Annotated in this window: 14 protein-coding genes; 4 read left to right on the forward strand and 10 right to left on the reverse strand. The window is 63.0% G+C overall.

Translation table 11 applies throughout. The features are described 5' to 3' along the window. From dhaL to G5358_RS17705, 3 genes are all read left to right on the forward strand, one after another. Positions 1-612, forward strand: a 612-nt coding sequence (gene dhaL, locus G5358_RS17695) for a dihydroxyacetone kinase subunit DhaL (protein ID WP_421324602.1), incomplete at its 5' end; no start/stop codon positions are given. A 1-nt stretch (position 613) separates the two neighbouring features. Further along, positions 614-1,330, forward strand: a complete 717-nt coding sequence (gene dhaM / locus G5358_RS17700; RefSeq protein ID WP_216952176.1) for a dihydroxyacetone kinase phosphoryl donor subunit DhaM — start codon at positions 614-616, stop codon at positions 1,328-1,330. Positions 1,331-1,461: 131 nt separating this feature from the next. Beyond that, positions 1,462-2,544 carry a glycerol dehydrogenase gene (locus G5358_RS17705; RefSeq protein ID WP_216952177.1) on the forward strand — a complete coding sequence of 361 codons (1,083 nt, stop codon included), beginning with the start codon at positions 1,462-1,464 and terminating at the stop codon, positions 2,542-2,544. 89 nt (positions 2,545-2,633) lie between these two features. Here the strand turns inward: G5358_RS17705 and dhaR are convergent, their stop codons facing one another. From dhaR to G5358_RS17730, 5 genes are all read right to left on the reverse strand, one after another. Continuing rightward, entirely contained in the window at positions 2,634-4,535 is a 1,902-nt protein-coding gene (gene dhaR / locus G5358_RS17710; protein WP_421324603.1) for a dihydroxyacetone kinase operon transcriptional regulator DhaR, read from the reverse strand. A gap of 110 nt (positions 4,536-4,645) precedes the next feature. Next, positions 4,646-5,506 (reverse strand): patatin-like phospholipase family protein, encoded by an 861-nt coding sequence (locus tag G5358_RS17715; RefSeq protein ID WP_216952179.1) that lies wholly within the window; start codon positions 5,504-5,506, stop codon positions 4,646-4,648. Positions 5,507-5,783: 277 nt separating this feature from the next. Next, positions 5,784-6,683, reverse strand: coding sequence for a hypothetical protein (locus tag G5358_RS17720; RefSeq protein ID WP_227341848.1), 900 nt, complete (start codon positions 6,681-6,683; stop codon positions 5,784-5,786). A gap of 74 nt (positions 6,684-6,757) precedes the next feature. Then, the gene (locus tag G5358_RS17725; RefSeq protein ID WP_005341581.1) at positions 6,758-7,447 is read right to left on the reverse strand and encodes an LrgB family protein; all 690 of its coding nucleotides are present in this window, start codon (positions 7,445-7,447) and stop codon (positions 6,758-6,760) included. Continuing rightward, positions 7,440-7,841: a CidA/LrgA family protein gene (locus G5358_RS17730; RefSeq protein ID WP_041202734.1), complete on the reverse strand. Its 402-nt coding sequence runs from the start codon at positions 7,839-7,841 to the stop codon at positions 7,440-7,442. The genes G5358_RS17725 and G5358_RS17730 overlap by 8 nt, the downstream gene beginning before the upstream one ends. Before the next feature lie 134 nt (positions 7,842-7,975). Between G5358_RS17730 and G5358_RS17735 the strand changes: the two genes are divergently transcribed. Then, positions 7,976-8,860 carry a LysR family transcriptional regulator gene (locus G5358_RS17735; protein ID WP_103252113.1) on the forward strand — a complete coding sequence of 295 codons (885 nt, stop codon included), beginning with the start codon at positions 7,976-7,978 and terminating at the stop codon, positions 8,858-8,860. On the opposite strand, the gene G5358_RS17740 is transcribed toward G5358_RS17735, so the two are convergent. The 5 genes from G5358_RS17740 to G5358_RS17760 all read right to left on the reverse strand — a co-directional run. After that, entirely contained in the window at positions 8,854-9,738 is an 885-nt protein-coding gene (locus G5358_RS17740) for a hypothetical protein (RefSeq protein ID WP_421324604.1), read from the reverse strand. The two genes, G5358_RS17735 and G5358_RS17740, sit on opposite strands and share 7 nt — an antisense overlap. A 111-nt stretch (positions 9,739-9,849) precedes the next feature. Beyond that, entirely contained in the window at positions 9,850-10,641 is a 792-nt protein-coding gene (locus G5358_RS17745) for a substrate-binding periplasmic protein (protein ID WP_421324606.1), read from the reverse strand. 67 nt (positions 10,642-10,708) lie between these two features. Beyond that, the gene (locus G5358_RS17750; RefSeq protein WP_216952184.1) at positions 10,709-11,602 is read right to left on the reverse strand and encodes a hypothetical protein; all 894 of its coding nucleotides are present in this window, start codon (positions 11,600-11,602) and stop codon (positions 10,709-10,711) included. A gap of 136 nt (positions 11,603-11,738) precedes the next feature. Further along, positions 11,739-12,203, reverse strand: a complete 465-nt coding sequence (ybaK, locus tag G5358_RS17755) for a Cys-tRNA(Pro) deacylase (RefSeq protein WP_005336092.1) — start codon at positions 12,201-12,203, stop codon at positions 11,739-11,741. A gap of 351 nt (positions 12,204-12,554) precedes the next feature. After that, positions 12,555-12,728: phosphoenolpyruvate carboxylase (locus tag G5358_RS17760; protein ID WP_421324607.1), on the reverse strand; the 174-nt coding region annotated here is incomplete at its 5' end.

The raw sequence follows: 12,728 nt of genomic DNA on the forward strand, positions 1-12,728 counted from the left end.
ATCGTCAACTGGCTGCTCGACTGCGAGCATATCTTCACCGAGCAGCGTGACTACCTCACCGCGCTGGATACCGACATCGGCGACGGCGACCACGGCCTCAACATGCAGCGCGGCTTCGCCAAGGTGGCCGAGAAGCTGCCAGCAGTGGCGGACAAGGATATCGGGCAGGTACTGAAAACCACCGGCATGACCCTGCTCTCCTCGGTCGGCGGTGCCAGCGGCCCGCTCTACGGCACCTTCTTCATCCGGGCGGCGGCCAGCAGTGACGCCTGCCAGAGCCTGAGCCTCAGTCAGCTGTGCAAAATGCTGAGCGACGGGGTCGAGGGGATCGTCTCCCGCGGCCGTGCCGAGCCGGGCGACAAGACCATGTGCGACGCCTGGTGGCCGGCACTGGCCGCCCTGCAACAGGCGCAGCAGCAAGAGCTGCCGCTCAACGAAGCACTGGATAAAGCGGTGGCAGCCGCCGCGGCCGGTACCGAGGCGACCATCCAGATGCAGGCCCGCAAGGGGCGCGCCAGCTATCTTGGCGAGCGCAGCATCGGCCATCAGGATGCTGGGGCCACCTCGACCCTGCTGCTGCTGACCGCCCTGCGTGACAGAGCGAGGTTGTGACATGATCGGAATCGTAGTTGTCTCTCACAGCGCCATGCTGGCGGCCGGTTTGAAAGCGCTGGCCGACCAGCTCGGCAGCCCGGCCCGATTGCTGCTGGCGGCCGGGGTCGATGACCCCGACCACCCCATCGGTACCGATGCCATCGCGGTGATGAGTGCGATTGAAGAAGCGGACGACGGCAGCGGCGTGCTGGTGCTGATGGACTTGGGCAGCGCCCTGCTCAGCGCCGAGACCGCCCTCGAACTGCTGCCCCCGGAGCTGAGCGCGAGGGTGCGACTCTGCCCCGCCCCGCTGGTCGAGGGTACCCTGGCCGCCATGGTGGCGGCCGGTTCCGGCCTGACGCTGGATGAGGTGGCCGCCGAGGCGATCGGCGCGCTGGGCCCGAAACAGGCGATGCTGCCTGCCAGCGCGGCGCAGGCCGCCACCGAGACAGCCCCCGTTGTCGACGACGGCTGGCTGCGCTGCGAGGTGGTGGTGGATAACCCCCACGGCCTGCATGTGCGCCCCGCCGCCCGACTGGTGGCCGCCCTCAAGCCCTTTGCCGCCGAACTCAAGCTGCAAAAGGGGGATAAAGAGGCCAATCCCCGCAGCCTGACCCGGCTCGCCATGCTCAACGTGCGTCAGGGCGATGCGCTCACCCTGCTGGCGCGCGGCGAGGATGCCACCGCAGCATTGACCTGCTTCCAGCAGCTGGCCGACGAGCGTTTCGGCGACTGACGCCGCACGCCACTGTTTCAAGGGCTGCACTCGCTCGCTGAGCCTGTGCAGCTTCATTCAAGACGAAGGAGTCCCCGGCACAGCCGCCCCTTCGCCCCGATTCTTAATTCATAAAGAGAGAGGGATAAAATATGGACCGCATTATCATCAGCCCCAGCAAATACGTGCAAGGCAACGGGGCCCTCGCCAATATCGGCAACTACGTCAAGGCGCTCGGCAGCAAGCCGCTTATTCTGGCCGACGCCTTCGTCACCAAGCTGGTGGGCGATACCGTAGCCACCAGCTTCCACGGCGCCGGTATCAAGCCGGAGTTCGACTGCTTCAACGGCGAGTGCTCCCGCCCCGAGATCGACCGCCTGCTGGCCCGCTGCCAGCAGACCCCGTTTGACGTCATCATCGGCATCGGCGGCGGCAAAACGCTGGATACCGCCAAGTCGGTCGCCTTCTACCAGAAGGTGCCGGTGGTCATAGTACCCACCATCGCCTCCACCGATGCCCCCACCAGCGCGCTGGCGGTCATCTACACCCCGGAGGGGCAGTTCAGCGAATACCTGATGATCCCGACCAACCCCAACATGGTCATCATGGATACCGGCGTGGTCTCCCGCGCCCCGGTACGGCTGTTGGTCTCCGGCATGGGTGATGCGCTCTCCACCTACTTCGAGGCGCGGGCCAACAAGGTGTCAGGTTGCCAGACCATGGCCGGTGGCGCCTCCACCCTGGCGGCGCAGGCCATTGCCGAGCTCTGCTACAAGACTCTGCTGGCCGATGGTTACAAGGCCAAGCTGGCGGTAGAGCAGGGGCTATGCACCAAGGCGGTGGAGAATATCATCGAGGCCAACACCTACCTGAGCGGAATCGGCTTCGAGAGCAGCGGACTGGCCGCCGCTCACGCCATCCACAACGGTCTGACCCAGCTGGCCGAGTGTCACCACCTCTATCACGGTGAAAAAGTGGCGTTCGGTACGTTGGTGCAGCTGGTGCTGGAGAACGCGCCGATGGCGGAGATCGAAACCGTTCTGGGTTTCTGCCGCTCGGTGGGCCTGCCGACCAACCTGCATATGATGGGGGTCAAGGAGCTGGATATGACGCGCCTGATGGAGGTAGCCAAAGCCTCCACTGCCGAGGGCGAGACCATCCACAATATGCCGTTCAAGGTCACCGCCGAGGATGTGCTGGCGGCCATCGTCACCGCCCACCAGCTGGGGCTGTAACCACACCACGACTGACCTAGCCATTTAACACGGCCCCGCATCTGCGGGGCCGTTTCGTTTTCTACGGGCCAGTTGGCGACGGCTCACCGTCAACCGTGATAGTCAGCGGGATCGATCTCGAGCAGCTTGAGCCGTCGCCACAGGGTGGTGCGGCTGATACCAAGATGCTGGGCCATCTGGCTCACCTGCCCCTTGCAGGCGTGAGCGCAGCGCAAGATGGCTTGCCGCTCCAGCTCCGCCAGCGTGAGCAGCGGTTGTCCCACCACCTCGTCCGCCACCCGCTGATAACCGTGCCGAATGGCGGCAGGCAGCGCCTCGGGCGGGATCAGCCCCTGACCGGCGTGGAGCAGCGCATGCTCCACCGCACTGCGCAGCTCCCCCAGATTGCCGGGCCAGGGATAGGCCAGCAGACAATCGAGGGCCGCCGGACTGAACTGGCGTACCGGCTCGCGCCCCTGCGCCGCCAACTGCTGGCTGATAAGGCCCGGCAGATCGGCCGCGCGCTCCCGCAGCCCCGGCAGCCACAGCTCGCACGCCTGCAAGGCATAGAGCAGCTGGCGGCCAAACAGCCCCTCCTGCACCAGCTGCTCCAGCGGGGCGCTGCTGGTGGCGATGATCCGCACCTTGAGCGGCAGAATGCGGGCCGAATCGAAGCGCTGGATGCGGCCGGTCTTGAGCAGTTGCAGCAGCGCCGCCTGCATGGGGGCAGAGAGGCACTCCACCTGCTCCAGCACCAGGGTGCCGCCGTGGGCCAGCTCGAACTTGCCCGCCCGCTCCTGCCCCGCCTCGTCGGAGCCCATCAGCTCCAGCGCCATCCGCTCGCTCGGCAGCGCCTTGCAGTTGAGGGTAATAAGCGGCCCGGCGGCCCGCTCGCTGCCAAAGTGGATCGCCTCCGCCAGCTGGGCCTTGCCCACCTCCTCCTCGCCGCGCAGCAGGATCGGCCCCTGACTCTGGGCCGCCTGCCGGGCGTAGCGCAGCAACTTGCGCATGGCGCTCGACTCCGCCACCAGCGCCGACAGCTCGGGCACCGTCTGGCGCAGCTGATGAATGGCCCGCAGCCGATCGACCGGGTGCAGCAGGGCGATAAAGCTGACCCCGTCCGGCCCGGGCAGCGGCTTGAGGCTCACCAGCGCATTGATAAACTCCCCCTCCTGCGCGCCGAGCCGCTCCAGCGTTACCTCCACATGGCTCAGTGGCGTCTGCCCCTTGATGGCCAACTGCAACCGCTGGGGCAACAGCAGGTGCTGCTCCAGCGGTTGGCCGAGACAGAGCGCCGGATCGAGCCGCAGCCGGTGGGCCGCCAGCGCATTGAGGTAGCGCAAGCGCCCCTGAGGGTCCCAGGCCAGCACACCGTCATCCATGCCATCGAGCAGGGCATAAAGTTCGCTCAGGTGGTGCTGGGACTCCTGCATCAGGGTCTCCATCTGCAGCAGATGGGCCAGCTCGCGCCCGGCGCTGACGGTGAGCGCCAGATCGCCGGCGCTCGCCTCCTCCACCTTGCAGATCAACGCGATGATGGCGACCTGACGGCCATTGCTGTTGTAGACCGGGCTGGCACAGCTGTGCCACGGGTGGAGGGTCTGATTGAAGTGTTGAGCACCGCTGACGCAGAGCGGCACGCCCTCCAGCGCGGCCAGATTGATGGCATTGGTGCCGATACGCCCCTCGCTGAAAAAGGCGCCGGGGCCAAACCCCAGCGCCGCCAGCTCGCGCAGGGTGGCGGGGTGGCCGGTCCGGGCCAGCAGGCAGCCGCTCTCGTCGGTGAGCAGCAGGGCGCAGGGGCGCCCCTCCATAAATTCGTAGAGATCTTCGAGGGCCATCTCGCCGGTGGTGAGCAGATCCCGTTTGCGCTGGCGCAGGCTCTGCAAGGTCTGCCCCTTGGCGCTGTGGGGTGGATGCCAGAGGGTGGCACTGGTCTGGTGGGCGCAGCGCAGCCAGGAGGCCTGCAGATAGTCAGGCCAAGCGAGCAGCGGCTGAAGGTCAGATGGCATGGTCACAACAATATCCGGCAAGATGTGAGCCGACCATTTAACCACGCCAGCGCCCCCGATTCAGTGACCTGCCTCAGAGGGTGGCAACGTTTAAAGACACCAGGTTGCCGCTAAGCGGCACGTACAGTCCTGACTGCCCGCAGCACGCTCTGGCGCCCCTGCCAGTAACCCTGCAGATAGCCGGACTCCAGCTTGATCGGATCCTGGGTAAAACGGGAGACCATGAAATCGGTCGGTGGCGCGATCACCTCGATGTCGCAATCGGCAGGGGGATTGGCGATGAAATCGAGCGCCCGGTTGTAGGCGCGATCCCGCTCCAGCATAGCTTGCGCCAGTGCAGGCTGGGTTTTCAGCAAGGCTTTGACCATCCAGCAGAAACGGGCCGGCTTCTTGCGATAGCCCCGGGGTTCCGACAGCACCACTGTCATCCGCCGTGCACCGCGCCGATAGGCCTCGATCACCGGAATGGAGTCGCTGATGCCGCCATCGGCCATGGGGCGACCATCGACACAGGGGGTATCATGCTGCACCACCGGCAGGGCGCAGGTGGCGGTCAGCACCTCATCCATGTTGTCGGGCCGCACCGGCAGATAGATGGCCTTGCCGCTCGCCACATCGGTCGCCACCGCATAGAAGGGAATGTCGCGGGCGCAGAAAGTCTCGAGATCGAGCGGGAAGCGATGGCGACTGGCTTGCCACAGCCAGCCGATGTCCACCAGATCGCCCCCTTTGACAAAGCGCAGGGGATCGAGAAACCGGGAGCTGCAAGCCAGCTCGGTGATGATGTGGTGGCTGCGGCGCGGCTGCTCGCTCAGATAAGAGACCAGATTGGTGGCACCGGCCGAGACGCCCATGACGAAATCGAACGGGTAGTGGTGACTTTCGACAAACGCATCGAGCACGCCGCTGGCAAAGATGCCGCGCATCGCGCCCCCTTCGACAATCAGGGCGCAAGAGTGGGGATTAAACATAACAAGGCTCCGTCAGCTGTAATACCTGCCGGGATCGATCCCGGCCCAGTGATGGACGCCTTCATGCAGAACATCAAGACGCCGCAGCAGGACGATTCAGGCTCACTCGCGCAAGCCAGAAGCGGACAGGAGCAAACCTGAACCGTGAAGCGACCCCCAGTATATGCAGCGCAACAACCATCAAAAAATGAATTTAAATAATAAAAAACATGCCTTTTTGGCATGGTTTAGCACATCAGCAGAGACGGCCCTTTATCCGCTAACAACACCATCAAGTTCAAGGCAGCCCGGGCCCGAACGTCCCGTCAACGGGGTTGTAGTGGTAGGCCCTATAATCAAAGTCCACCTTATCAAGGCGCGGATTGGCCAACTCGAACAACAGGCGTCTGGGGAGCTGCGCCTGCTCGAGGGAAGGTTTGAAGTGGCACAGCCAGAGCTGTTGCAGCGAGCCATCCCGCCACGCCAGCTTGAGGCCGACCGAGAGGCGGCGGATGGCGGCCTGATTATCCTTGTGGGTGTAGAAGAGATGGAGGAAGGGATAGTGCAGCGCCACTCGCCGATCCACGGTGAGGCCGGGCAGATCACTGTGCTGCTCCTGCTCGATAAAGAGCTCGTTGGCACCGCGGCAGAAGAGATCGATGCGGCCACGGGCCACCAGCTTGAACAGCCGCTCGTAACCGTCGACCTCCTGCACCTTGAATCCCCCATGACGCAGGATCTCCGCATCCTGCCAGCCACGCCCCTGCCCGTGCAGAAATTGCTGCAGCTCGGTCAGGGTATTGACCCTTGCCACTGCGTCGGCCTGCTGCGGACTGACAAAGCAGATGCGATAACCGAGGATGCCCAGCTCCACCGGAAAGCGGACGTAATCCAGCGCTCCGCTCTCTGCGGCCGGACGCAGACTGTCGGCCACAAACAGATTGGGGTATTGCTGAGTCTGCACAATCTGTCTCATCCGGATACGGTTCATAGGCGGTGCGGTCCGCAGCTCGTAGTCACCGAAGCTGTCGCGGGTCTTCTCCAGCGCCAGCTGCAACAGATCGCGAAAATAGAGGGTACGCAAGTCCCGATCGCTCTCGGGGCTGATATGAGTGATGACGTCGCTCGCCCTTAGGGGAGTGGCAAGGAGGGAAAGACTGCACAGCAGCAAGCAGGAAGCGAGGCGATGAAAGGTCATACTGCTCATCCCGGGAATACACGCTCACTAGAGTGTAGCGCCGGGGCGAGCAGCCTTCTAAAGGGAAGCCAGGCCTACCAGAACATCCGGCCCAGCAGGGGCGCCAGCAGCACGGTCACCATACCGGCGATCATCATCACCATGCTGGAGACCACTCCCTCCTCATTACCCATCTGATAAGCCCTGGCAGTGCCGGCGCCGTGAGCCGAGGCGCCAAACCCCGCCCCCTTGCCGAGGCGACTGCGAATGGCCAGCACGGTGAGCACGCTCTCCCCCACCGCCATACCAATCACCCCGGTCAGCACCACAAACAGCGCGGTGAGATCGCTCTGACCGCCGATGGCGCGGGTCGCCTCCACCGCAAACGGCGTAGTGATGGAGCGCATCGCCAGACTGCGCTGCAACATGTCGGAGAGATCCAGCCAGCGGGCCAGCAGCACGGTACTCCCCACCGCCATGATGACCGATGCGACCACCCCTACCGACAGCGACAGCCAGTGGCGGCGAATGAGCTGGCGGTTCTCGTAGACCGGCACGGCGAAGGCAACGGTGGCGGGGCCCAGCAGCCAGAGCAGCCAGTGGGATTCCGCCATGTAATCCTGATAGGGGATGTGGAACAGCAGCACCACGGCCACCAGCAGGGTCGGCGCCAGCAGCAGCGGCATCAGCGGCAGGATCCGCTTTTTGCCGTAGAGCCATTTGCTGGCGTAGTAGAAGAGCAGGGTGAGGGCGAAACAGATCAGCCCGAGCAGGGTATCAGACATGACGGCGACTCCGGCGGGCCAGTTTCAGTTCGAGGCGGTAAACCCGATCCACCACCAGCGCCGTGGTGCCGAGTACCAGGGTGGTGCTCACCAGCAGCACCACCATGATGCGCCACCCCTCTTGCAGCAGCAGCTCCTGATAGTTGACCACCGCTACCACGGCGGGGACGAAGAAGAGCAGCATCTCGGCCAGCAGCCAGCGCGCACCGGCACTGAACCACTCGGCCTTGACCACTCCGAGCAGGATGCAGGCCAGCAGCAACAACATGCCGGTGAGGTTGGCGGGCAGCGGCAGATGGAGGGTACGCACCGCGGTATCGGCCAGCAGCCAGATGGCTGCCAGCAACACAATCTGGAAGGGAGTCTGTAACCAGCGCAAGCAGAGGGCTTTCATGATCATCGTCTTTCTGTGAACCGGCTCACAGTATAGAGTTGAGCAAAACCTGCCAGAAATGAATTAAAATTATCAAATTCATGCCGCATAGGCATACTTCATCCCGTACCCGCCAATACGAGTCGAGAGAGTCCATGGATATTCGCGCCCTGCGCTATTTTGTCGAACTGGTGCGGGAAAAAAGCTTCACCCGCGCCTCTGAAAAGCTGTTCGTCACCCAGCCCACCATCAGCAAGATGATCCGCAATATCGAAGAGGAGCTGGGCCAACCCCTGCTCAACCGGGAAGGGCGCCGCTTCACCCTGACCGACAGCGGCCAGGTGCTGTTCAACCGGGCCCAGACCATCTTGGCGGAGATGCAGCAGCTGGAGGCCGAACTGGCGGATCTGCAGAGCCTGCAACATGGTCGCCTCACCCTCGGCATTCCCCCCATGGTGGGTCACGTCTATGCAGATCTGATCCGCGCCTACCGCACCCGCTATCCCAAGGTGGAGCTGACCCTGGTGGAGTACGGCGGCCGCCGCATCGAACAGGCGGTGCTGGAGGGAGAGCTGGATCTCGCCATCACCATGCTGCCGACCAAAGAGGGGGGCGCCCTCAGCGCGCTGGAGCTGGATCAATACCCGATCCGGGTGGTGCTGCCGGATCAACCCCGCTGGCATGGCGAAGCGCCGCTGCGGCTGGAGTCTCTGCAGGAGGAGCCCTTCCTGCTCTATACCCAGGCGTTTACCCTGAGCGAGCGGCTGGAGCAGGCGTGTCAGGAAGCGGGCTTTGTGCCTCAGGTGGCGGCGCGCAGCAGCCAGTGGGATTTTCTCACCGCCATGGTACGCAGCGGCATGGGGGTCGCCTTCTTGCCGGAGCCGGTCTGCCACCGGCTGACCCCGGATGGTCTGGTGCTGCGGCCGCTGGAGCCCGAATTGAGCTGGCGACTCGGGGTGATCTGGCCGAGCGAGCGCTATCTCTCCCGCACCGCCGAGGCCTGGTTGGCCCTCTGCCGCCAGCGGCAGGCACCTCAGTAATCGCCGAAGCGATCGGTCTGCGGATTGTAGAAGTAGGGGCGGAAATCGAAGCTGATCCCGTCGAGGAAGGGGTTATCCAGTCGCAGCAGTCGGCGCTGGGAGAGCTTGGCAAAAGCGATGGCCGGGCCAAAGCTCTTGCGCCACAGCGCCTGTAGCGAGCCATCCTGCCACGCCAGCTGCAACCCCCGCTCGACCCGCTGCAGCGCCTCGCGATTGTTGGGATTGGTGTAGAAAACCCGGGGCAGCGGGTAGTAGATCAACAATGCATCATCCACCAGCAGGTCCGTCATCTCCTTGTGGGTCAGCTGCTCGCTGCGCAGCTCGCTCACCCCGCGGCAGAAGAGATCGAAGCGGCCCCGCGCCACCATTTTGAACAGCTTTTCGTACCCCTCCACTTCCACCACCTCCATCCCGGCGTAACGCAGGATATCCACATCCAGCCACCCCTTGCCCTGACCGAAGGTGAACTGGCGCAGCCCCTTGAGGTCGGTCACTTTGCTCACCGCCGCCTTTTGCTGCGGGCTGACAAAACAGATGCGGTAGCTGACGATCCCCAGATGGATGGGAAAACGGACATAGGCGAGCCCCAGATCCTCGCGGGTGCTGCTGTAGCTGTCCATTACAAAGAGGTTGGGATAGTTGTCGAGCTGCATGCTGACCCGCTCGCGCGCCTTGGTCATGGGCGGCGCAGGCTCCAACAGATAGTCGCCAAACTGGTCGCGGGTCTTGTCGAGGGCGAGCCGCAGCAGCTCCCGATCATAAGTGGTGCGCGGGTCCCGCTCGCTCTCCGGGCTGATATAGGTAAACCGGGTGGCCGCCTGTCCGGTCAGCGACAACATGCAGAGCAGAGCGGCAGCCAGCAGATGCAGGGGTGACATAAACCGCGCCTTGGCTGAAGGGGTTCTTTCAGTGTAGCCCCTAGCTTGGCCGCTCGGCCCTGCCGCCACCCCACGCTCTCCTCCACTTTTCGGCCAGTCGCATCCATCAGCCTACTCCCCCACCGGAGGTGTGCTTCTGAGCGATGTGGCATAACGCTGATAGGCAGCAGAGTCGCGCACCTGCTCGATGGCATCCCACGCCTGCAGGCTTTGTCGGGGATGAGATTGATAGAAGCGGTGAGAGAAGACCAGATAGTAGGGCTTCTCCACCAGTACCGGCGACAGCCGCTCGATACGGGCCTGCAACGCGGGATGGGCCGCCAGAATGCTGTCGGCCACCTCGGTCTGGATGGCGGTCGCCTGCGCCCGATCCATCACCAGCTTTTTCAACATGATCAGCGGGTCACGGCTGGAGTCATCCACCTCGGCTCCCGCAGCCTGCAACCAGTCGACGATGGAGAATCCCGACTGGGCCGCCACCATGCCCTTGATCCTGAGGGTGGTGCCATCCCACAGGCTCTTGCCCCCCTTTAGCTGGTAGAGGCTGTAGCTCTCGGTCAGCAGCCGCTTGGCGGGGTCGGGTTTGCCCTCACGCATGGGATAGACCCCCACCCTGGTCGCCCGCTCGACGCTGTAACTCATCTTGATGGCCGCATCCATCTGGCCACTGCTCACCCGAGAGAGGCAGCGCTTCCACGGCAGCGGCGTCAGCACGATCTCGGCATTGAGGGCGGTAGCAACCGCCTTTAGGTGATACTGGACAATCCCCTCCCCCGATTGCAGCAGCCAGGGGTAGGAGTCACTGTTTTCGAGGCAGGTACGCAGCGTAAAGACCGGGGCTGCACCGCCGGTGGCAGGCAGCAGCAACGCGATGAAGAGCAAGGAGAGGGCAGATGCGTGCATGGGCCATCTCCTTTGCGGCAATGATCTCTCCCTTACTCTATCAGAGCTGCGCACCTGATAACCCGGCTCAGGGTTGTGAACCGAAATCATCCGTCAGCGGGTTGTAAAGGTAGGGGCGATAGTCAAAACCGTCCTTGGGTAACTGCGGATTGCCGAGCCGGACAATCTGGCGAGCCCCCAGATTGGCAAACACCAGCGAGGGTTGGAAGTGATGGCGCCAGAGCCGTTTGAGCGAACCATCCTGCCAGGCCAGTTGCAGACCGCGCTCAAGGCGCTCGCGCTCCTGAACGTAGCGGGCATTGCTGTAGAACACGTGGATCAGCGGATAGAAAAGGGCCAGATGGCGATCGACCGTCAAACCGGCCACCTTGCCCTGATGAGATTGCCACTCCGACAGGATCTCGTTGGCCCCACGACAGAAGAGATCGATGCGCCCTCGTGCCACCATACGAAACAGCGACTCGTAGTTATCCACCTCATGCACAGTCAGCCCGCCGTTGCGCAGGATCACCGCATCCTGCCAGCCGGTGCCCACCCCTTGAGTGAAGTGGCGCAACTGATCCAGGGTGTTCACCCGCGCCAGCTCGGCAGCACGATCCGAGCCGACGAAACAGACCCGATAGCCGAGGATCCCCATATCGATCGGGAACGGGATCGATGCCACCTGATCCGCCACTGCCTCCCCCTGATAAGGCCAGCTGTCGACAATAAAGAGGGCGTTTTTGCCCTGCTCCTGCACCTCGATCCGCATCCGCGCCTTGTTCATCGGCAGGGAGTCCAGCAACTCGTAGTCGCCATATTCGGGGCGAGTTTTCTCTAGCGCCAGCTGCATCACCTCACGGTAATAACGCATCCGCATATCCTGACTGTTTTCAGGGCTGAGCAGGGTAAAACGGGTGGCAGCCAGCAAGGCAGAGGGGAGGGATAAACAGAGGCAAAGCAACAGAAGTCGGTACATCATGGCTGAACTCATACAACGGGGTTCACCCATTATAGACTGGCACGCACCCCGTTGAGCACAGGGCACGCGCCCGCTCACAGGTGGGGCTATCCGGGCCACCACAGGCCCGGAGAACAGGTTCACAACGTGCCCGGCACTACTCTTCGCCGATGGGAGCGGCGATCCACTTCATCAGCGTCAGCATATCCTGCGGCGCCACACCGACCGAGAGGCCGCGCTTGCCGCCGCTCACCAGGATCTCGTCAAACTGCAGCGCCGACTCGTCGAGCACGGTGGGCAGCAGCTTCTTCTGGGCCAGCGGGCTGATGCCACCCACCTTGTAACCGGTCAGCTTCTCCGCTTCCGCCGGTTTCATCATCTCCACCTTCTTGAGACCAGTCGCCTTGGCCAGCTGCTTCAGACTGCACATGCCGGATGAGGGAACGATGGCCACCACCGCCTGCTTGTCGTGATGGGCAACCAGAGTCTTGAACACCTGTGCCTCCGGCAGCCCGAGCTGGGTCGCGGCATGCTTGCCGAAATCGTCGTGGGCTTCGCATTCGTAGGGGTAGAGCTTGTGGGGGATTTTGAGCTTCTTCAGCAGGTTGATGGCAGGAGTCATTATGGTTGCCTTGAATCGAATCGCATAAAAACAAGGCCAAACAGTCTGCGCCTGCGTGGCGAGGGATGCAAGCCGGAGGGGAAATATGTACCCATCACCGATAATACGTAGGGTGCAATTAACAAGGTGAATTGTGCCACTTGCCCTATGAAACACAGGACGAGACTAGGCAAAGAGCATTTTCGAGCGGTGCAATGCGCTGTGCTTATTGCACCCTACAAAATACCGCCCAAAACATGGGTGAGGCTCCCATCGAGCCGAATTCTGCCGGGCAACAAAAAAACAAAGGGCGCCTTATTGGCGCCCTTTGGCTTGATAGATATAACTAAAGCCTCTTGCTTGGGCTGGCTATCAACCCGTATTGCGCATACCTGCGGCAATGCCGGCGATGGTGACCATCAGCGCCTTGTCCAGCTCGGGGTGCAGGGTCTCCGGGTGGTTGCGGGAGCGGTTGAGCAGCTCGGCCTGCAGCACGTTGAGCGGGTCTGTGTAGGGGTTGCGCAGCTTGATGGACTCCTTGATCCA

Origin of the sequence: Aeromonas sp. 604176, assembly GCF_049170755.1 — a bacterium.
GTDB classification, from domain to species: domain Bacteria; phylum Pseudomonadota; class Gammaproteobacteria; order Enterobacterales; family Aeromonadaceae; genus Aeromonas; species Aeromonas veronii_A.